This window comes from Methylovirgula ligni (assembly GCF_004135935.1).
Classification (GTDB): domain Bacteria; phylum Pseudomonadota; class Alphaproteobacteria; order Rhizobiales; family Beijerinckiaceae; genus Methylovirgula; species Methylovirgula ligni.
The window spans coordinates 2,014,325-2,033,673 of the sequence record NZ_CP025086.1; the positions used below are offsets into that span (position 1 = coordinate 2,014,325).

The 19,349-nt window shown below is 63.7% G+C and carries 26 protein-coding genes and 1 riboswitch; of the genes, 13 read left to right on the top strand and 13 right to left on the bottom strand.

Translation table 11 applies throughout. The features are described 5' to 3' along the window. Window positions 1-108 precede the first annotated feature (108 nt). The 6 genes from CWB41_RS09670 to CWB41_RS09695 all read left to right on the top strand — a co-directional run bounded on the left by CWB41_RS09670 (window position 109) and on the right by CWB41_RS09695 (window position 5,751). Window positions 109-1,170, top strand: coding sequence for a PA0069 family radical SAM protein (locus CWB41_RS09670; protein WP_115836915.1), 1,062 nt, complete (start codon window positions 109-111; stop codon window positions 1,168-1,170). A gap of 150 nt (window positions 1,171-1,320) precedes the next feature. Further along, window positions 1,321-1,950 (top strand): ribonuclease HII, encoded by a 630-nt coding sequence (locus CWB41_RS09675; RefSeq protein ID WP_115836914.1) that lies wholly within the window; start codon window positions 1,321-1,323, stop codon window positions 1,948-1,950. 128 nt (window positions 1,951-2,078) lie between these two features. Then, window positions 2,079-3,293, top strand: a complete 1,215-nt coding sequence (locus tag CWB41_RS09680; RefSeq protein ID WP_115836913.1) for a site-specific DNA-methyltransferase — start codon at window positions 2,079-2,081, stop codon at window positions 3,291-3,293. Window positions 3,294-3,347: 54 nt separating this feature from the next. Then, window positions 3,348-4,145 (top strand): histidine phosphatase family protein, encoded by a 798-nt coding sequence (locus CWB41_RS09685; RefSeq protein WP_129396456.1) that lies wholly within the window; start codon window positions 3,348-3,350, stop codon window positions 4,143-4,145. 32 nt (window positions 4,146-4,177) lie between these two features. Continuing rightward, a complete protein-coding gene (locus CWB41_RS09690; protein ID WP_115836911.1) occupies window positions 4,178-4,360 on the top strand; it encodes a DUF4089 domain-containing protein in 183 nt (60 codons plus the stop codon). Between the two features lie 8 nt (window positions 4,361-4,368). After that, complete coding sequence (locus CWB41_RS09695) at window positions 4,369-5,751, top strand: AtzE family amidohydrolase (protein WP_115836910.1); 1,383 nt, start codon at window positions 4,369-4,371, stop codon at window positions 5,749-5,751. 1 nt (window position 5,752) lies between these two features. Here CWB41_RS09695 and CWB41_RS09700 read toward each other — a convergent pair whose 3' ends face one another. The 4 genes from CWB41_RS09700 to CWB41_RS09715 form a co-directional block, all read right to left on the bottom strand. After that, entirely contained in the window at window positions 5,753-6,346 is a 594-nt protein-coding gene (locus CWB41_RS09700) for a phosphatase PAP2 family protein (RefSeq protein ID WP_115836909.1), read from the bottom strand. 165 nt (window positions 6,347-6,511) lie between these two features. Further along, on the bottom strand, window positions 6,512-6,934 hold the full coding sequence (locus tag CWB41_RS09705) for a hypothetical protein (protein ID WP_129396457.1): 423 nt from the start codon (window positions 6,932-6,934) through the stop codon (window positions 6,512-6,514). A 102-nt stretch (window positions 6,935-7,036) separates the two neighbouring features. Next, window positions 7,037-7,636: an NAD(P)H:quinone oxidoreductase gene (gene wrbA / locus CWB41_RS09710; RefSeq protein WP_115836907.1), complete on the bottom strand. Its 600-nt coding sequence runs from the start codon at window positions 7,634-7,636 to the stop codon at window positions 7,037-7,039. A 68-nt stretch (window positions 7,637-7,704) separates the two neighbouring features. Continuing rightward, the gene (locus CWB41_RS09715; RefSeq protein WP_115836906.1) at window positions 7,705-8,403 is read right to left on the bottom strand and encodes a pirin family protein; all 699 of its coding nucleotides are present in this window, start codon (window positions 8,401-8,403) and stop codon (window positions 7,705-7,707) included. Between the two features lie 107 nt (window positions 8,404-8,510). Here CWB41_RS09715 and CWB41_RS09720 point away from each other — a divergent pair, with 107 nt between their 5' ends. Both CWB41_RS09720 and CWB41_RS09725 read left to right on the top strand, forming a co-directional pair. Next, entirely contained in the window at window positions 8,511-9,425 is a 915-nt protein-coding gene (locus CWB41_RS09720; RefSeq protein ID WP_115836905.1) for a LysR family transcriptional regulator, read from the top strand. Window positions 9,426-9,448: 23 nt separating this feature from the next. Beyond that, complete coding sequence (locus tag CWB41_RS09725; protein ID WP_245441022.1) at window positions 9,449-9,832, top strand: DUF302 domain-containing protein; 384 nt, start codon at window positions 9,449-9,451, stop codon at window positions 9,830-9,832. Window positions 9,833-9,910: 78 nt separating this feature from the next. Here the strand turns inward: CWB41_RS09725 and CWB41_RS09730 are convergent, their stop codons facing one another. From CWB41_RS09730 to crcB, 3 genes are all read right to left on the bottom strand, one after another. Beyond that, window positions 9,911-10,183, bottom strand: coding sequence for a helix-turn-helix domain-containing protein (locus CWB41_RS09730; RefSeq protein WP_115836904.1), 273 nt, complete (start codon window positions 10,181-10,183; stop codon window positions 9,911-9,913). A gap of 74 nt (window positions 10,184-10,257) precedes the next feature. Then, window positions 10,258-10,572: a DUF190 domain-containing protein gene (locus CWB41_RS09735; protein ID WP_115836903.1), complete on the bottom strand. Its 315-nt coding sequence runs from the start codon at window positions 10,570-10,572 to the stop codon at window positions 10,258-10,260. A gap of 10 nt (window positions 10,573-10,582) precedes the next feature. Continuing rightward, entirely contained in the window at window positions 10,583-10,957 is a 375-nt protein-coding gene (gene crcB, locus CWB41_RS09740; RefSeq protein WP_115836902.1) for a fluoride efflux transporter CrcB, read from the bottom strand. 119 nt (window positions 10,958-11,076) lie between these two features. Beyond that, window positions 11,077-11,139: riboswitch (Fluoride riboswitch) on the bottom strand. 151 nt (window positions 11,140-11,290) lie between these two features. On the opposite strand from crcB, the gene CWB41_RS09745 reads away from it, so the two are divergent. Further along, window positions 11,291-11,563: a hypothetical protein gene (locus CWB41_RS09745; protein ID WP_129396458.1), complete on the top strand. Its 273-nt coding sequence runs from the start codon at window positions 11,291-11,293 to the stop codon at window positions 11,561-11,563. Window positions 11,564-11,580: 17 nt separating this feature from the next. Here CWB41_RS09745 and CWB41_RS09750 read toward each other — a convergent pair whose 3' ends face one another. Beyond that, window positions 11,581-12,294: an NUDIX hydrolase gene (locus tag CWB41_RS09750; RefSeq protein WP_115836900.1), complete on the bottom strand. Its 714-nt coding sequence runs from the start codon at window positions 12,292-12,294 to the stop codon at window positions 11,581-11,583. Then, window positions 12,291-13,202 (bottom strand): PhzF family phenazine biosynthesis protein, encoded by a 912-nt coding sequence (locus CWB41_RS09755; RefSeq protein ID WP_342633310.1) that lies wholly within the window; start codon window positions 13,200-13,202, stop codon window positions 12,291-12,293. Before CWB41_RS09755 ends, CWB41_RS09750 begins: the two co-directional genes overlap by 4 nt. A gap of 278 nt (window positions 13,203-13,480) precedes the next feature. Here CWB41_RS09755 and CWB41_RS09760 point away from each other — a divergent pair, with 278 nt between their 5' ends. Further along, on the top strand, window positions 13,481-13,843 hold the full coding sequence (locus CWB41_RS09760) for a rhodanese-like domain-containing protein (RefSeq protein ID WP_115836898.1): 363 nt from the start codon (window positions 13,481-13,483) through the stop codon (window positions 13,841-13,843). Window positions 13,844-13,890: 47 nt separating this feature from the next. Here the strand turns inward: CWB41_RS09760 and CWB41_RS09765 are convergent, their stop codons facing one another. Beyond that, complete coding sequence (locus CWB41_RS09765) at window positions 13,891-14,907, bottom strand: S1C family serine protease (protein ID WP_115836897.1); 1,017 nt, start codon at window positions 14,905-14,907, stop codon at window positions 13,891-13,893. Window positions 14,908-15,043: 136 nt separating this feature from the next. On the opposite strand from CWB41_RS09765, the gene CWB41_RS09770 reads away from it, so the two are divergent. The 3 genes from CWB41_RS09770 (at window position 15,044) to CWB41_RS09780 (ending at window position 16,600) form a co-directional block, all read left to right on the top strand. After that, window positions 15,044-15,634: a hypothetical protein gene (locus tag CWB41_RS09770; RefSeq protein WP_115836896.1), complete on the top strand. Its 591-nt coding sequence runs from the start codon at window positions 15,044-15,046 to the stop codon at window positions 15,632-15,634. 81 nt (window positions 15,635-15,715) lie between these two features. Then, window positions 15,716-15,901, top strand: a complete 186-nt coding sequence (locus CWB41_RS09775) for a hypothetical protein (RefSeq protein ID WP_115836895.1) — start codon at window positions 15,716-15,718, stop codon at window positions 15,899-15,901. An 81-nt stretch (window positions 15,902-15,982) separates the two neighbouring features. Then, on the top strand, window positions 15,983-16,600 hold the full coding sequence (locus CWB41_RS09780) for a helix-turn-helix domain-containing protein (protein WP_115837118.1): 618 nt from the start codon (window positions 15,983-15,985) through the stop codon (window positions 16,598-16,600). A gap of 141 nt (window positions 16,601-16,741) precedes the next feature. Here the strand turns inward: CWB41_RS09780 and CWB41_RS09785 are convergent, their stop codons facing one another. From CWB41_RS09785 to CWB41_RS09795, 3 genes are read right to left on the bottom strand one after another with little or no spacing between them, the layout of a single operon-like run. After that, window positions 16,742-17,614, bottom strand: coding sequence for an ion transporter (locus tag CWB41_RS09785; protein ID WP_165204216.1), 873 nt, complete (start codon window positions 17,612-17,614; stop codon window positions 16,742-16,744). Between the two features lie 52 nt (window positions 17,615-17,666). Further along, on the bottom strand, window positions 17,667-18,650 hold the full coding sequence (gene dgcA, locus CWB41_RS09790; RefSeq protein ID WP_115836893.1) for an N-acetyl-D-Glu racemase DgcA: 984 nt from the start codon (window positions 18,648-18,650) through the stop codon (window positions 17,667-17,669). A 7-nt stretch (window positions 18,651-18,657) separates the two neighbouring features. After that, window positions 18,658-19,332: a hypothetical protein gene (locus tag CWB41_RS09795; protein ID WP_115836892.1), complete on the bottom strand. Its 675-nt coding sequence runs from the start codon at window positions 19,330-19,332 to the stop codon at window positions 18,658-18,660. Window positions 19,333-19,349 lie beyond the last annotated feature (17 nt).

Here is a 19,349-nt window from a genome sequence, read left to right on the forward strand (position 1 = left end):
TCCACTCCTGGCGAAGCTGGCCGCCGTGTAGCCCAAGCGGCGCCGCCTTCGCTTCGGCCGCCGCGCGTCTTCGATCCGGCCCCCAGGGTCGAAGATGCGCGGCCTCTTATGCCGCGACGTGGGCGTGGGGCGCAATCGAATGTCGGCGGCCGTTTCGAGCCGCTCGCCTATGCCCCTGCGGATGATGGCTGGGCGGCCGAGGATGAGCCGCCGCCGCTCAAGACGACGGTGACGCTCGAGCGGGCGAAGACGATCATCACCCGCAACGATTCGCCGGACATTTCCTTCGACCGCTCGATCAACCCCTATCGCGGCTGCGAGCATGGCTGCGTTTATTGTTTCGCCCGGCCCACCCACGCCTATATGGGCCTGTCGCCGGGGCTCGATTTCGAGACGCGCCTCTTCGCCAAGGCCGATGCGGCTGCGCTGCTCGAGCGCGAGCTGGCGGCGAAGAATTATCAGCCGCGCACCATCGCCATCGGCACCAATACCGATCCTTATCAGCCGATCGAGCGCGAATATCGGGTGATGCGGCAGGTGCTCGAAGTTCTGGCGCGCACCAATCATCCGGTCGGCATCGTCACCAAATCCGCGCTCGTGCTGCGCGACCTCGATCTTCTCGCGCCGATGGCACAGAAGGGCCTCGTCAAGGTCGCCATCTCGGTGACGAGCCTCGATCCGGTCCTTGCCCGGCGGATGGAGCCGCGCGCCGCGACGCCGGAGAAAAGGCTCGCGACGCTGAAGGCGCTGGCCGAGGCGGGCGTGCCCGCCTGCGTCATGGTCGCGCCGGTCATTCCGGCATTGAACGATCCGGAGATCGAAACCATCCTCGAACGCGCCCGGGCTGCCGGCGCGCGCGAGGCGGGCTATGTGATGCTGCGTCTGCCGCTCGAATTGAGCGATCTCTTCAGCGAATGGCTGCTCGCCCATTATCCGAGCAAGGCGCGCCACGTTCTTTCGCTCATCAGGTCGACGCGCGACGGCAAGATCTACGATTCGCAATTCGGCAAGCGGATGGTCGGCTCGGGGCCCTATGCCTGGATGGTCGGCCGGCGGTTCGAGGCGGCGGTGACGAAGCTCGGTTTTGCTAGGACGAGGGTCAAGCTGCGTCACGATCTCTTTACGCCGCCGCGGCGGAAGGACGAGCAATTACAGCTTGAATTGCTGTGAGCATGGGCCTGGCGCGGATTGCGCGGCGTCTCATCCGGGGTTTAAGAGCTTGGCTCAGGCGGCTAGACTGCTTTCAGGAAAAGTGGAAACCGGTTTTCCGTCCGAAAGCGGTCTCATTATTTGGATAAGAGCTGCCGTAAAGGCTCTGGCATGGCGAAAAAACCTTCTCTGCCGCATTTCCGCTACGAGCGGCTTTTGGCGAAAGACGCCGTCTGGCCGGTGGCGGGGACGGACGAAGTCGGGCGCGGGCCGCTCGCCGGGCCGGTCGCGGCGGCGGCGGTTATCCTCGATCCCAAGCGTTTGCCGAAGGGCGTCAATGATTCGAAGGCGCTGACGGCGGAGGCGCGGCTTGCGGCCTATGACGAGATCATGCGCCATGCTCTCGCCGTTTCGGTCGCCTTCGCGAGCGCCGCGGAGATCGATGCGATCAACATCCGGCAAGCGAGTCTGACGGCCATGCGGCGGGCGCTCGCCGCGCTCGCACTCGCGCCGCGCTATGCGCTCGTCGATGGCAACGATCTGCCGACGGCGCTGTGCTGCGCGGGCGAAACAATCGTCGGCGGCGACGCGCGCTCGCTTTCCATCGCCGCAGCCTCGATCGTCGCCAAGGTGACGCGCGACAGGTTGATGGCGCGGCTTTGCAGGCTCTATCCCGTTTACGGCTTCAGCCGTCATGTCGGCTATGCGACGCCCGAACATCTCGCCGCAATCGCGCAGCACGGGCCATGCCCCTATCATCGCATGAGCTTCTCGCCGTTCAGAGCGGCCGACGTCGCTTAAGCCAGACTGCAAGTTTCTTTTAATCATATCGTTCAGAAAAGGGACAGGTTCCCGGCATCAATCTAAACGCGGATTTTACCGGCTTCGCGCAAATTGACTCGTGTTCGTCGCGTATCCGGTGAGTGTTCATGCGTATTGCACGTGCCGGGACGGCCGTCACGAAGTCTCAGCTAAAGGTCTTGCGTACTGAGCATTCGCACAGGCTTGTCCCGGCCGTTGCTTCTCCGGCAGTCCAAAGCGTTCTTCCCGTCAACGAGATTCTTGTCGGCGATTGCCTCGAGAAGCTTGCGAGTCTGCCGCCGGCGAGTATCGATCTCGTCTTCGCCGATCCGCCTTACAATCTGCAGCTTGAGCAGACCCTGTCGCGGCCGGACCAGAGTCTCGTCGATGCCGTCGATGACGATTGGGACAAATTCGCCAGCTTCGCCGATTACGATGAATTCACCCGCGCCTGGCTTTCCGGTGTGCGGCGGGTGATGAAGGACAATGCGACGATCTTCGTCATCGGCTCCTATCACAACATTTTCCGCGTCGGCACGATCCTGCAGGATCTCGGTTTCTGGATTTTGAACGACATCGTCTGGCGCAAGGCCAATCCGATGCCGAATTTTCGCGGCCGGCGCTTCACCAATGCACATGAGACTCTCATCTGGGCGGGGAAGAGTGCCGCGGCCAAGAACTACACATTCAATTATGAGGCGCTGAAGGCGGGCAATGAGGATTGCCAGGCGCGCTCGGATTGGTTCCTGCCGATCTGCACGGGCACCGAGCGGCTGAAGAACGAGACAGGCTCCAAGACGCATCCGACGCAAAAGCCCGAGGCGCTGCTGGCGCGCGTGCTGCTCGCGGCCTCGCAGCCGGGCGATCTGGTGCTCGATCCGTTTTTTGGGACCGGCACGACCGGCGCCGTCGCCAAGAAACTCGGCCGCTCTTTCATCGGCATCGAACGTGACGAAACTTATGCCAAAGCGGCGCGGGCGCGTATCGCCGCCGCCGAACCTTATCCGGACGAAGCGGTCAGCGCCGCGCCGAGCAAACGCGCACAACCGCGCGTAGCCTTCGCCTCCGTCGTTGAAGCGGGTTTGATTGCACCGGGCGCGATGCTTTGCGACGAGAAAAAGCGCCACCGCGCTCTGGTGCGCGCCGACGGAACCCTGATGCTCGCCAGCGCCGGCGCGGAACTCTCCATTGTCGGCTCCATCCATAAGGTGGGCGCCCTGGCGCAAGGGCTTCCGGCCTGCAACGGCTGGACCTTCTGGCATGTCGAGCGCAACGGCAAACTCGCGCCCATCGACGATCTGCGCACGACGATCCGCGGTGCTTTGAAGGTTGCGGCCGAATAATCGGCGTTCACGCGCTGTCGCTTTGACCTGGTGTCATCGCTCCTCTAATTTGCCTTGTCGTTCGGGTTGGTGGAACAAGGCATGAAGTGGCCCACAAGTGTTACGCTCGTCCGGCATGCCGAATCCGCCTACAATGAGCTTAGGCAGAAGAAGCGGGAAGATTCGCTCTATGACGCGTTCCTGAAGGCATTCGAGCTGGATCATCGGTCGCCGGAAGCACGCCGCCTGGCGCTTGAAGTCAAAGACAGATACACGCTCGACTTCAGCGACTTCGAAATGCCGCTGACAGAGGCCGGGCGCAATCAGGCGCGCATAACGGGCAAACATCTTCACGAGGTGATTTCGCCACCCGACGTGATCTTCTATTCGCCATACCGTCGGACATGCGACACGCTCACGGAGATCTGCGGCGAATGGCCGGGGTTGAAGAACGTCAGAATGATCGAGGAAGACCGCATCCGCGAGCAGGAGCATGGACTCGCGCTACTTTATAATGATCGCCGTGTGATGCATGTGCTCCATCCTGAGCAGAAGGAGCTGCGCGATTTGCTCGGTCCTTACTGGTATCAGCAGCCCCAGGGCGAATCCGTTTCACAGGTGCGGGATCGGGCGCGTGCCGTGATTACGATGCTTATCCGCGAATGCGCGGGGCAGCGCGTTCTTATGATAACGCATCATCTGATGATATTGTCCTGGCGGGCAAATATCGAGCGATTGACTCCGGCGGAATTCATTCGGCTGGATGCGGAGGAAGAGCCGGTCAATTGCGGCATCACGCATTACGAAGGGAATCCGTCTGCCGGCAACGACGGGAAGCTCGAACTGAAATTCTACAATAAAAAGCTCTATTGACATCACGCCCACGGACATTTCGAAATCAGGTCATGGAAGATCAAGCTATCAACGCCTGGTGCGATGCCCTAGCGGCCTTGCTCAAATTGCCGATCGACAAAGGCGACCGCGCCGAGATCATCGCCAATCTGCGGCTCATCGCGCGGCAAATCGAAATCGTCGCGCAGGTTCCACTCGACGATCTCGCCGAGCCGGCGCCGGTCTTCCGGGCCTGAGGCGCGACATGACGCAAGAGATTTCGCGTGCCACCGCGGAAGAGATCGCCGCTGCCGTCTCCGCCGGCAAATTGTCCGCGCAGGCCGTGACCGAGGCGGCGCTCGCCGAGATCGCGGCGCGAAATAAAGAACTCAATGCTTTCACCAACGTGACGCGTGACCGCGCGCTTGCCAAAGCGAAGACGCTCGACGCGGAGAACACGCCGCGCTCGCTCGCCGGTGTGCCCTATGCGGTGAAGAACCTTTACGACATCGAAGGTCTCGTCACCCGCGCCGGCTCGAAGATTAATCGCGACAATCCGCCGGCTGCGGCCGATGCCTTTGTCGTTGAAAAGCTCGATGGCGCGGGCGCGGTCCTGCTCGGCGCGCTCGATATGGATGAATATGCCTATGGCTTCACCGGCGAGAATGTGCATGACGGCAATTCGCTGAACCCGCACGATCCGCGCCATATGACCGGCGGCTCCTCCGGCGGTTCGGCGGCGGCGGTGGCGTCCGGCATGGCGGCCTTCGCGCTTGGCTCGGACACCAATGGCTCGATCCGCGTTCCGGCCTCGCTCTGCGGCCTCTTCGGCCTAAAGCCGACGTATGGCCGTCTGTCGCGGCGTGGCGTCTTTCCGTTCGTCGCCAGTCTCGATCATGTCGGCGCACTGGCGCGCTCGGCGCGCGATCTCGCGCTCGTCTATGACGTCATGCAAGGGCGCGATGACGCCGATCCGGCGCAAGCGCCGCGTGCTGTCGAGCCGGTTCTGCCTTTGATTGAAGACAGCGGCGCGGGCCTGCGCATCGCCGTGGCCGGCGATTATTTTCGCCGCGGCGGCCGGCCTGAATGTTTCGCCGCCGTCGATGCGGTCGCCGCTGCGCTCGGCGCAACGCGCGAGGTTGTATTGCCCGCGGCGGCCGCGGCGCGGGCGGCGGCTTTCGTTATCACCGCGGCAGAAGGCGCCACCTTCCACCTTCCACGATTGCGCGGGAGACCGCAGGATTTCGACGCGGCGGTGCGCGACCGCCTTTTTGCCGGCGCGATGATCCCGGCTGAAAGCCTGCTACGGGCGCAGAAATTGCGCGCATGGTTTCATCGCCGTGTCGCCGCGCTGTTCGAGGAGGTCGATATCATTCTCACCCCGGCAACGCCGTGCCGGGCGCCGCTTTCGGGGCAGAAGACGATCGAGATCGAAGGCACGGAGGTTACGGTGCGCGCCAATCTCGGAATTTATACGCAGCCGATTTCCTTCATCGGCCTGCCGGCCGTGACGGTGCCGCTCTGGACTGAGGGCGAGACGTTGCCGATTGGCGTTCAGGTGATTGGCGCGCCCTGGCGCGAAGATCTTGTCCTGCGCGTCGCACGTGATCTTGAAAAAAAGGGAATCGCTCGCGCGCCCCTTGCCTGAACTACCAGATGGCGAGGACGAGGATCGAGAGCGGATAGGCGAGCACGATGCCGAGAATGGCGCCGCCGAAAATATCGCTCGGATAATGATGCGCCGTGGCGATGCGCGACCAGGCCATCAGCAGCAGCAGAACCAGCGCCGAGAGAATCGCGCCCGGCCAGACGAGCACGACCGGCGTCAGCACGCCGGACAAGGTCATCGTATGGCCGCTGGGGAAGGAATGTTCGTCGAGCACCGCGAGCAATGAGCGCAGGCGTGGATCGGCCTGAAATGGCCGCCGCCGGCCGATCTTGCGCTTGATGATCGGAAACATCAGGTGCAGCAGCGCTGCATTCAGCGCGCCGAGGAAAACGACGCGAAAGCCCTCGCGGCCGAGGCCGCTGAAGATGATCGGAACGATGATGAGGTAAAGCCAGCTATTGCCAAGCTTGCTGATCGCGACGGCCGAAATGCGTCCTATCGCCGGCCGCGCGGAGCGCGAGATCAGGTGAACGGCGGCGAGATCGGCATGGCGCAATCGCTCAGCCCACATCAGCCGAAACGGCATTTGCGTCATCGGATGCTGATCGATCGGCTCAGGTGTCCGAAGATCCATATTCCACTCCGACGAATCCAATCAACGCGATCATCTCCACCACCAGAAGGGAAGACAGTGACCGCTATGTGACGCTGGCGACCGCCATGTGGTCGAACTCACAACCTGTCGCACGCATCGCGCCTGCACTTTGGGCCAAAAAGTCACAGGCAGCCGAAATTCTGTTCAGCCGCGGCGGCGTCCCAACGTCGCATGCGATTCGCGGGCCGACTCCGGCCACGCAAGAAAAATCTCCCGATCGCGTCGCTGGCGCATGATTTCCGCCAGAACATCGGAGATGACACCGGCCTCCGGATCGTCGCCCTGCGCCCTGCGGCTCCTTGTGGCCTGACCCCAGGATTTGTCGGCGATATCGAGGGCGAAGGCGAGCAGGGCCTGCGCGATGAAATTTTCAGCGCTCAACCCGCGATACGCGACATAGGCGCGAATTTCATCGGCAAAGGCCGGGTCGAGCCGGTCGAGAACGGAGGCCGCCGGGATATTCCCGGACAGGAGGCCGAAGATGAGTTCGCGCAGGCGTGGCGGCTCGCCGTCGGTGAAAGTGGATTCGGCGTGAACGAACAAAGTCGCAAGGAGTGGCATTTTCATGCGGATCTCCGGGGCCGTGCCATGCCCCGGATCATAGCTGAATTTTTTACGTCTGTACGAACCCATTCGGCCGATCTTTCCCGGCCGACCGAAAAGACCCGCTCAGCCGAAGAGTTTCGTCGCGATTTCCGCAACATGCCGGCCCTGGAAACGCGCCCCGGCGAGTTCGTTCTCGCTCGGCTGGCGCGAGCCGTCGCCGCCGGCGATGGTCGTTGCGCCATAGGGCGCGCCGCCAGTGATTTCGTCGAGCCGCATCTGGCCCTGAAAGCTGTAGGGCAGGCCGACAATGATGAGGCCGAAGTGCAGGAGATTGGTGATGAGGGAGAAGAGCGTCGTTTCCTGGCCGCCATGCTGAGTGGCGGTCGAGCTGAAAGCCGCACCGACCTTGCCGTTCAGCGCGCCGCGCGCCCACAGGCCGCCCGCCTGATCGAGGAAGCTCGCCATCTGCGACGAGATGCGGCCGAAGCGCGTGCCGGTGCCGACGATGATGGCGTCGTAATCGGCCAGTTCGGCGATCGAGGCGACAGGCGCCGCCTGATCGAGCTTGAAGTGCGAAGCCTTCGCGACCTCGGGGGGTACAAGCTCGGGCACGCGCCTGATATCGACCGTGGCGCCGGTCTCGCGGGCGCCTTCGGCGACCGCCTCGGCCATTTTCTCGATATGCCCATAGGCGGAATAATAGAGCACCAGAACCTTTGCCATGTTTGCCTCGCTGATTGGCTTTTACGGAAAGAAAAGCGGCGATGCCGATGGCACCGCCGCTTTATTCGTTACGCCGCGTCGACGAGCACGACTTCGGCATCCTCCAGCGCTTTGACACGCAGGACTTTCTCGCCGAAGACGGCGGCGCCGTCACGGGTGTTGAGCTTGACGTCGTTGACCTCGACCGCGCCCTTGGCGGGAACGAGATAGCCGTGCCGCGTTTCGCCCAGCGGATAATCCGCCGTCTGCCCGGCCTTGAGCGTCACGCCGACAACGCGCGCGTCGGCGCGGATCGGCAAAGCGTCGTTATCCTCGGCATAACCGCTCGCCAAAGCCACGAAATGGCCGGTGCGGTCACCCTTCGGGAAAGGCTTGGCGCCCCACGACGGCCCGTGACCTTGCTCGCGCGGCAGAATCCAGATCTGGAAGATCCGTGTCGTGCCGGGTTCGAGATTGTATTCAGCGTGGCGGATGCCGGTGCCGGCGCTCATCACCTGCACGTCGCCCGCCTCGGTGCGGCCCTTGTTGCCAAGGCTGTCCTGATGCGTGATCGCACCTTCGCGGACATAGGTGATGATTTCCATGTCGCGGTGGGGATGGGGCGGAAAGCCCGACTGCGGCGCGATGGTGTCGTCATTCCACACGCGCAGGGCACCCCAGCCCATGCGCTTGTCGTCGTCATAGTCGGCAAAGGAAAAGTGATGCTTGGCATCGAGCCAGCCGTGGTTGGCGCCGCCGAGCGTTTCAAAGGGTCTGCGTTCGATCATGGCTTGATCCTCTCCTGCGGTCTTGACCGCTCTGTTGGGAGGAATATTGATCTCGCCGATTAAATCTGAAATAGAAATGATAGAAACAAACTGTTTCCAATGTTGATATGTCGAAGCTTCCGGATTTCGAGGCCTGGGCGGTCTTCGCCAAAGTTGCGGAGCTGGGCTCCTTCGCCCGTGCGGCGGCCGAACTCGGCCTGTCCAAGGCGACCGTCTCCAAGGCGGTGGGCAGGCTTGAACTGCGCCTCGGCAACGCTCTGTTTCACCGCACCTCGCGGCGCCTGTCGCTGAGCGAGGCGGGGCGGGCGACGCTCGAGCGGGCCAGCCGCATCCTCGCGGAAGGCGAGGCCGTTGAGGCCGAAGCGACGGCGCAATCCACCGCGCCGCGCGGGCTGGTACGGGTTGCCGCGCCGATGACGTTCGGCATCGTTCATCTTGCGCCGCTGCTGCCGGCTTTTCTCAAGCTCTATCCGGACGTCTCGATCGAACTCAGCCTCGATGACCGCATCATCGATCTCGTCAGTGACGGCTTCGATCTGGCGCTGCGCATTTCCAGCCTGCCGGATTCGAGCTTGCTGGCCCGCAGGCTTTGCCGCGTGCGCATCCTGCTCGTCGGCGCGCCCGCCTATTTCGCCAGCCGTGGCCGCCCGGCGCATCCCAAGGATCTCGCCGCGCATACGGCGCTCCTCTACACCTATCAACGCAGCCGCGACGTCTGGCATTTCAGCCATCCCAAACAGGGCGAATATAGCGTCGCGGTCTCCGGGCCGATCCGCGCCAACAATGCCGACGTACTCCAGCCCGCGCTCCTCGATGGACTTGGCATCGCCTTGCAGCCGGAATTTCTGGTCTGGCGCGATATTGCCGAAGGGCGCCTCGAGGCCATGCTACAAGACTGGACGACGGCGCCGGGGGCGCTTCACCTCGTCACGCCGCCGAGCGCGATGCGTCCCGCGCGCGTCTCGGTTCTGATGGACTTTCTGGCCAAGCATTTCGCCCAGGCGCCCTGGGCTCAGTCGTGAGGGTCGCGATGCCGGATGATGGCTTGATTACGATTCCCAGCAATTATTCCGCGCGCCAGACGCTCGAGCGGCTGGAAGCGGCATTGCGCGCCGCCGGTATCACGATCTTCGCGCGCATCGATCATGCCGCCGGCGCGGCCTCGGCCGGTCTGGCTTTGCGACCGACGCAAGTGCTGATCTTCGGCAATCCGAAAGGCGGCACGCCGCTGATGCAGGCCGACCAGAGGATCGGCCTCGACTTGCCGTTGCGGGTTCTGGCGTGGGAGGACGAGGCTGGCAATGCCAACCTCACCTATACGGACGTGGATTGGCTCGCCGTGCGCTATGGCCTCGGCGCTTTGACGGCGCCCGCGCGCGAGGCCTTGGCGAAACTCCTCGCCAAATTCACGGCCGAAGCGGCAAGTTGACCCGGAGCCTGGGCTCCAGGATTTATTTTTGGCGCGTTTTCTTCACGCGAACCGGCGTCCACTTCGCTCGAAAACGCTCTATTCGTCGTTGCTCGAATTGAGTTTTTCGAGCGGCACAACCTTCGGCGCCGGCAACAGGCTGACGCCGGTTTCATCGTCGGCGAACACGACGCCCGCCTGTTCGAGCACGTATTTCAACCGGCTCGCCGCCTCCGCGAGCATGGGGCGGGCGCCGCATTCGTAATCGAGCAGCGCCGCGAGCGGGAGGTGCGCCTTTTCGGCAAGCTCTTCCGGCACCCAGCCGAGCAGGCCGCGCGCCGCCCGCAATTGTGCAGCCGATATTTCGTCCAACCCACCCTCCCGTGCAACGAAACCGTTGCGAGTTAACGCAACAGCCGGGCCAAAGTTGCGTTGGACGCCGTCCGTCAGCGTGACGTCGCCGGCCAGGTGACAATATGCCCCGCCGGCAACAGCCCGTTCAAGGCGCCGATGGCCGCCTCGATTTTCTCGGGTGCGTCGAAGAATTCGATGACGAGCGGGAGGCTTGCCAGCACGTAGAGCGGATCGGTCCCATGCACCTCGCTGGTGTCGCCGAATCCGGCGACGCCGCGGAAAACGGTGACGCCTTTCACGCGGTGCTGGTCGTGCAAAATCTTCAGGATTTCCCGCATCAAGGTTTCGTGATGGCCTTTGTCGGCCTCGCGCAGGTAGATGCGCACGACGGTGATTTCGTTTGCCATGGCATTGCCTCTAAATTGCACGTGCGGCGACAACGCCCGCGGCGGTGGCCGCGAGTCCAAGCAGCACGGAAAGAAAGATATAGAGCGCGCCTTTGCCCCATTGGTCCTGTTCGGCGAGCAGAAAGGTCTCCATTGCAAAAGTGGAGAACGTCGAAAAGCCGCCGATGAAGCCGGTGAGGATACCGAGCCGGATGGCGGGCGGAACGACCATGCGCTCCACCGTTACGGTGAAGAGAAAGCCGATCAGCAGGCAGGCGAGGATGTTGACCGACAAGGTTGCGTAGGGAAAGGCGCGCCCGAAAAACCCCTGGACCGTATTCGTCATCGCATAGCGCGCCCAGCAGCCGAAGATGCCGCCGATCGCGATCGTCACATAAGCCCACATGCGCGGCCTGCCTTTATGTCGGGAGAAAGAGCGCAGCAAAAGACTGCGCCCGGAAAGAAGCGGAAAAGGAAGCGGGAAACGGGGCTCTGCACATAAATCTCCTGCCGTCGCGCGGGACGTTAATTGCAGGAGTCATCAGCCCCAGGGGCGGTTACATGGCGAACTCCATCGCCATTTTTGAGCGGGCGCGGGCGGAAAACCGCTGCACTTTTCCTCACCCAGCTCGATCCGCAAAATGAAAAGCCGCGCGCCGCTTGTCAACTGGGCCGCTTGACCGGCGGGCGCCGAATCGCTCCAATTGGCACGGGTCGGTTGCCAATTCTGGAGAGCGAAATGCGGGCTTGGCGGATGTGCGCGGCATTGGCGGCTTTGGCGTCGGGCAGCGGGCTTCATCCGGCGGCGGCCCAGAACGCCTGCACGGCGCGGCTCGATCACTATCAAGCGGTCGTCAATGCGGACCATCGCACCGGCAACGTCAATGAATCGGTCTATGCGCAGATCCAGCACGAGTTGTCGCGCGCGGCGGAGGCCTGTGCCGCGGGCCACGCCGGCGAGGGGCTGAGCCTCATCCGCCAATCGGAGGAACGGCACGGCTATCACACCTAGAGCACGCGAGATGTGCTCTAGACGCTATCGAAGGCGTTTTTGAGCCAGGCGCGCATCAAATCCGGCACGCCCGCGCCGATGTCGGCGGCGCCGAAGACGGGGACAAGCCGCACGAGTTCCGGGTTTTTGTCGCGTGCCAGAAAGGCACTCGCCCGTGCCAGAAGATCGGCGGCGGGCAGGGGCGATTGCAGCCGTTTCATGCAGGCAATGAGCGCGCCGTCGAAGACGACGCTCCAGCCCGGCGCTTCAGCAAAATCCGTATCGGTGAAGCCCGTCTCCTCACGCAACTCGCGCCACATGCTGCCTTCGAGATCAAGCCTCTCGCCGGCGAGGTCGTCGAGGTCGGGCGTGCCGCAAGGGAAATAGATCTGCCCGGCATTGGCAGTCCAGGGCGCCATTTCGCCGAGCAGATAGGCGCCGTCAGCCGAGCGGAGCGCCGCCATGGCGAAGAGATTTTTAACTTCGCCCGGCCAGCCGAAATCGCGCCAGGCCTGAAAGGCCTTGTATTCGGCGACGAAGCAGGCGCCTTCGAGCCGCGCGGTTGCTGGTGCGGTGCTGAGCGCGATCTTGTCCGTCAGCAGGATCTTGCCGTTGTAGAGCGCGGGATTATCACGCAGCCGGCTTTGCCAATTGGCCTCGATCTCCGCGGCGCGCTCGGTCGTGAAATTCCACGGCGCGGTGCTCAGGCGAATGTCGATCGTGGCGATCTCGGCGATGCGCGCCGTGCTCACAGATCGAGCTTTCCTTCGGCGACGATCACGGCCGAGCCGCCGACCGCAGCTTCGACGAGCGCGCCGTTCTCGACATCGAGCGACAGCACGATCCGGCTCGGCCGGCCAAGGGCGACACCCTGCAAAAGTGTCAGCGCATGATGGCCGTCGGGCACATCCTCGAACTGCATGACCACACCGGCGAAGGCCGCCGCCGCTGCGCCGGTCGCGGGATCTTCGTAGACGCCGAGCGTCGGCGCGAACATGCGCGTCTCGAAATCGTGTGAAGCCTCGTCATCGGCCGCCGCGTAAAGGTAGGCATGCGCCGGTCCTGGCGGCACGAAGGCATCATCGAAGAGATCGAGCCGTGGCCGCGCCGCCGCGAGCGCCGCCAGACTGGCGATGGGGACGGTGGTGAACGGCGTGCCGGCGGAAAAGACGGCGGGCTGATGCCGCCCGAAGCCGATGTCCGACGGCGTGAGGCCAAGCGCAGTAGCGATCTTTTCGCGCGGGCGCGCTTCGGCGATCTGGACGGGCAGTTTCGGCAACGTAAATTCCGCCTGCCGCGCCTGGCCGGAGCGATGGCGCGCGAGGCATGAGACATCGCCGACCGCTTCCTCCAGCACGATGCGCACGTCCTGGCTGCGCATCAGGCCCGCAGCGCGCAATTCGCCGATGAGCACGGCGGTGCCGATCGTCGGATGTCCGGCGAACGGCAGTTCCGCTTTCGGCGTGAAGATGCGCAGCCGCGCGGTGTTGATTGGATCGCGCGGCGGCAGGACGAAGACCGTTTCCGAGAGATTGAATTCGGCGGCGATCTTCTGCATCGCCGTCGTGTCGAGCCCGCCGCTTTCGATGACGACCGCGAGCGGATTGCCGGCAAGCGGCCGATCGGTGAAGACGTCGAGCAGATAATACTGGCGGCGCAAGATCGCTCCCGTGCATGTTCCGAAAAAGGTGTACGACTTTGTTCGGTGAGAACACGCTTCTACTTATCGAACGGGCCACGTCCATGAGGGGCGGTTCCGCACGCGTCAAGCCATTGAAATTCAGGCGCGCGCTCAAAAATCGATCATGCCGCTTGCTTGAGCGGAGTGAGGAGCATATTATTATCGCTTCACATGCGTAGATTGAAATAATCTACGTTATATTAGCGTAAATAAACAGAGAGAGCGCGCCGGGCGCGTTCGGAGACTGGATATTCGATATGGCTGAGACGCTGACCAAACCGATCGTCGAGGATGTGAGCCTCAAGGATTTGAAAGAGGGGCTCGCCGATGGCTCCATCGTTCTCGTCGATGTGCGCGAGCCGCACGAATATGCCGCCGGCCGCATACCCGGTTCGACGCTGAACCCGCTGCAGAGCTTCAATACGGAGGCGTTGCCGCCGCCGGAGCCCGGCAAGCGCATCGTCTTCTCGTGTCGTTCGGGCCGCCGCTCGATCACCGCGCTTGGCTTCGCCCAGGCGGCGGGCCGTAACGACATTCGCGCGCATTATCCCGGCGGCATCCTCGGTTGGGAAGGCGCCGGCGAGCCGGTGGAAAATGTCGAGTCGGAATTTGGCCGGTAAATAAATTCCCGGGTCGATAAAAAGGGGCGCCGCAGCGCCCCTTTTTCTTATCTCTCTTTCAGCGCCACCCAATAGCGCCGCTTGTCCGAACGGCGCAGCACGTCGAGCGGCACGGTCGAGCCGATCTTGTCGGCGTCGAGCAGGCGCACGAGATCGTCAACGCCTGTCACCGGCTGGCCGGAGACCGCAAGCACGATATCGCCCGTCAGCAAACCGGCGTGGTCGGCCGGACCGCCCTGTTCGACGGCGGTGATGACGGCACCCGTCGCCTGTTCAAGACCGAGCCGCAGCGCGATCCGGCGCGGCAGCGGGATCGTGCCGCCGCCAATGCCGAGCGCGGCGCGGCGCACGCGGCCGTGGCGGATGATCTCCCCGAGCACAAAGCGGGCGGTGTTGGCCGCGACGGCGAAACAAATGCCCTGTGCGCCGGCGATCATCGCCGTATTGATGCCGATGACCTCGCCGTTGGACGAGACGAGCGGGCCACCGGAATTGCCGGGATTCAACGCCGCGTCGGTCTGGATCACGTCGTCGATGAGCCGGCCGGATTTCGACCGCAGCGAGCGGCCGAGCGCCGAGACGATGCCGGCCGTCACCGTGGCGTCGAAGCCGAGCGGATTGCCGATGGCAATGGCGATCTCGCCGCGCTTTAGCGCCTTTGAATCGCCGAGCGCCGCGAAGGGCAGAGTGGTGTCGGCATCGACGCGCACGAGCGCGAGGTCGGTATCGGGGTCATCGCCGAGGACACGCGCGGACAGATTGCGTCCGTCGAGCGTGGTGATCTCGGCGCGCTTGCCGCCTTGCACGACATGGCTGTTGGTCAGGATCAGCCCGTCGGGCGAAACGATGACGCCGGAGCCCGAGCCGCCATGCTTGCCGTCGCCGCGGCGGATGTCGATCCGCACGACGGCAGCGCCGACGCGCTCCACGACGCCCGCGACCGTCTGCGAATAGGCATCGAGAAGCCGCGCGTCGTCCAGCGCCGGCGCCTCAGGGGCGCTCGCGGTCACGTCCGCATTTTCGTGCGTTTCATCCAGCAGAAATGTGGTTGGGTTGTCGAACATTGAAGTCCTTTCGTTGGACATAGATGTAGGTACGCCTTTGTCCGATAAAAGGTCTGCGAACTCGCCTTCTGCGCGGTTGGCTTCTGCCCTCTGCGGGCGCAAACTTCGCCGCAGCGATTCGCGGAAGGAGCAGGCGATGGCGATGATCCCGCCGCCCGAGGGTTTGAGTGCGGAGGATTACGATGCCATCGAGGCCGCGGTGGTCGAGACGGTGCGCGGGCGCTGGTTCCTCGCCGAATATACGCGCCGCAGCCGCGTCGACGAGTTGCGGCAGATGCTCGACGGTCTTGCCCGGCTCGAGCTGACGATGCGCGAGCAGCAGCAGCTTCCGGCCGATCCGTCGATCCGCCTTCTGGTCCAGCGGCTGAAAGATGTTTCGCAAAGGCTCGAGGCTGTCGCCGGCGAGATGCGCGCCGATGGCGTCGAGGCGCATTATTGCGCCGATATCGAAGCGCAGGCGCGTGCGGTTTCCGGACTTTTGCGCAGCCCGCCGCAGGTCAGGCTCGATACGCCCAAGCTCGATGCGCCCAAGGTAGCCGATGTCCGACCCGCGCCGCCGGAACCTTTGCCGCCGCCTCCCGCACCCATCGCGCAAACCATGCCCGAGCCGGCGCGCTCCGCCGCGCTGGCTCACTCCAGGCCAGTGCCGCCCGGCGTCGATCAAGGTGCGGCGCTTACCCGGCTCGACCGGCTTTCGACGGCCGAGAAGGTCGCGCTTTTCAACTAGCGCGGGATTTTGAGTAGGAAATTTGGCGGAAGGTTTCCTGCCGGAAACGTCAGGATTTGGCTTGTCGGAAAGGAGAGAGCCATGATGCAGTTCGTTATGGGAGTCCTTGTTGGAATCCTGGTGACCGTCAGCGCGGCGCTTTGGGCCGACTCCGGCCGCGCCCCGGTCTGTCCGGCTGGCGCCGGCTGTCCGATCGTCAACTGGGACGAGGCGCGTGATCGCTACGAGCACCTGAGGGATGAATTCGGCTTGGGCGGCCGTCGCTAGCCTTGTGCAGACCACGCTTTCGTTCGATATTCCAAACGGAATCGTCTAGTATCCGGGATGGTTGGGTTTCCGGAGGCGCATGTGGGTATCGAGGGTCGCGATAAGGCGAAGGCGCTGGAAGCGGGCGCGCTCGCGGTTTCCGGCCAGCTCGGCAAGACTGTTCAGCGTCTGCGCAAGTCGTACAGCCTTTCGCTTTCCGAACTTTCCGAACAGTCCGGCGTCGCCAAGTCGATCATCAGCCAGATCGAGCGCAACGAAACCAATCCGACGCTCGCCACCATCTGGCGGCTGGCGCAGGCGCTCGATGTGTCGATCGAGGGCGTGTTGCAGGTCAGCGAGGACGAGCCCTTCCTCGAAAAATCGACCAGAGGCGACACGCCGATCCTCGTCTCCGATGACGGCAAGTGCCGGCTTGAGATCTTCGGCTGGATCAAGACCGTCGAATGGCTGCAATGGTACGGCTTTCATGCCGAGCCCGGCGGCGTGCTCTCGTCGGATCCGCACCAGCGCGGTTCGGTCGAATGTCTTTCGGTGACCGAGGGCGAGCTGGAGGTCGAGGTCGCGGGCAGCATCGAGCACGCCAAAGCGGGCGAAACTCTGCGCTACAGATGCGACCGGCCGCACGTCATCCGCAACCATGGCGACAGGCCGGCCGCGGCGATGATGGTCTGCATCCTAAAAGCCGCGGCGATGGAATAGCATGATCCCGAAAAGTTGCAGACTTTTCGGAGAAGATCATGCGGCTCAGAAAAGCTGATCCCGAAAAGTTGCAGACTTTTCGGAGAAGATCATGCGGCTCAGAAAAGCTGATCCCGAAAAGTTGCAGACTTTCAGACGAGATCACGCGGCGGGACGGCCTTTGCCGCGCGGGCGCAGAGCGCCGCCGCAATGCGGGCAGATGAATTCGTCGTCCTCATGGAGCGGAGCGCGGCGCAGCCGGAGCTGGTTGAGATAACCGGCGGTGATAAGGCCGGAAAACAGCGCCAGCGTGCCGATGCCGACGATCGAGACGATGCCGCCGAGGATGCGTCCTAACGTCGTCATTGGCACCATATCGCCGTAGCCGACGGTGGTGACGGTCTCGATCGCCCACCACATCGCGGCGGGGATCGAGGAAAAGACAGCCGGCTGCACGTCGCCCTCGATCATGTACATCAGCGCGGCACTGATCGTCAGCGTCAAGAAGAGCACGAAGATGATCGCGGCGATGGCGCGCGCTTCTTCGCGCAAAACCGCCCAGAGCAGGCTGAAGACGTGCGAATGACGGGTGAGCTTGATCATCCGCAGCAGCCGCAGCAGCCGCAGCACGCGCAGATCGACGGCGCCGAAGAAGCCGAGCAGGGCGGGCAGCACCGCGACGAGATCGATGAGCGGGAAGAAGCCGCGCATATAGTGCAGCCGGCCCCAGACCGGGTTGCGGAACTTGCCGCTCCGATAATCGACCGCCGTCCAGACCCGCAGGACATATTCGAGCGCGAAGATCGCGGTCGCGACGCGCTCGATCGTCACGAAGGTGGTGGCGTAACGGCTGTTGAGCCAGCCGACGGATTCGAGCACCACCGCCAGGACATTGAAGATGATGAGGGCGGCGAGCGCGGTGTTGAAGATGCGAACGGCCAGCGTGCGCGGCGCGTTGTCGTCGAACAGCCCGCTCAAGCGGGCGCGAAACGGAATTTCCCGGCGTTGCAACATCTCGGTTGGCTCTGACGTCATGACTAATCGGTGGCGCAGCAGCATGAAGCATTTTTGAAGCTGCCGGACCAGCCTAGCCCCAAAGTGCCGGCGCGGCCGGAAAGACGCGCGCGCCCTCGTAAAGCAGGCCGTCGGGCCGGTCGCGCGCCAGCAGCAGCGGGCCGTCGAGATCGACATAGCGCGCCCGCCCGGCGAGGAGCAGGGCGGGGGCCATAGCGAGCGAGCTTGCCACCATACAGCCGATCATGAGTTGCAAGCCGAGCGCCTCGGCCGCTGTCGCCAGCGCCAGCGCCTCGGTCAGGCCGCCGGTCTTGTCGAGCTTGATGTTGATCGCCTCATAACGCCCGCGCAGATGGGCGAGGTCGGCGCGGTCGTGCAGGCTTTCATCGGCGCAGAGCGGGACGGGATGGGCGATTTCCGCCAAAATCGCGTCCTCGCCGGCGGGCAACGGCTGTTCGATCAGAGCGACGCCCTGCGCCACGCAGGCGGCGAGGTTGGCGTCGAGGTTCGCCGCCGACCAGGCTTCGTTGGCATCGACGATCAAGGTGGCGGCGGGTACGGCGGCGCGGACCGCGGCAAGCCGTTCGGCGTCGCCGTCGCCGGCGAGTTTGAGCTTCAGCAAGGGCCGGTTCGCGGCTCTGGCGGCCGCCGCCATCGCCTCGGGCGTGCCGAGCGAGAGCGTATAGGCGGTGACGACCGGCTCTGGCGGCGCGAGCCCGGCGAGTTCGAAGGCGGACAGGCCCTGTATCTTGGCTTCGAGATCCCAAAGCGCGCAATCGAGCGCGTTGCGCGCCGCGCCGTGCGGCAGAAGACGCTGCAAGGCGTCGCGGCCTGTTCCGGTTTCGATGTCGTGGCGTAGACTTTCGATCTGCGCGACGACACTCTCGATGCTCTCGCCATAGCGCGCGTAGGGCACGCATTCGCCCCGGCCGCGATGGCCACCGGCTTCGATCGTCGCGACGACGGTGACGGCTTCGGTCTTGGCGCCGCGCGAGATGACGAAGGCGCCGGCGATGGGAAAGCGTTCGACCGCGATGTTGAGGTGTCGCGCGGTCACAGCGCCATCAGTCAGCGCCGGCTGCGGCGCCAGCGGCGGGGTGATGGCGGTGGTGCGCGGGCCGGCCGCCCCCGACCTTGCTGTTGGCTTCAGAATCGAAGCCGATCTTGATCATGTAGTCCTGATCCGGAAATTTGCTCGTCACCGGCACGCTGAGCGGGTCGGTCACGATCGTGAACGGTCCTTCCGTTCCTCCGGCCGGAACGGCGGCGGGAACCTGATAGAGCTTGCTGATGGTGGCGGACCCATCGGCGCGATTGACGACGACGACGCGGATGGGCGCGGGATATGTACCGGGCGTGCCGGCGGGGCCGAGCAGGACGCGGCCTTCGACGCCGACCTTCATTTGATATTGATTATTGAAGACTTGGCAGTCGCGCGCGAAATTGATGATCGAGAATTGATAACGCACATTGGCGTTGGAGCGATCGTCGCCCGGCCCATAAACGCGATCGTCCGCCGTCCCGTCCTGGATGCCAATTTCCGGACATTTGATCGGCGCGAAGGGCTCAGGCTGTGATGGGAGTGGCTTGAATCGCACCATCGACCAGAGATTGCTCCACTTGGCTTGGCTGCTGTCGTCGACATCGAAACTTCCGGGATTCCGGCCGCAGCCGCCAAGCGCCGCCGCGCCGGCTAGAAAAAGCGCTACCGCCGAACTTACCTGCGCACGCTTCTGCATGTCCCCCTCACTCCGAT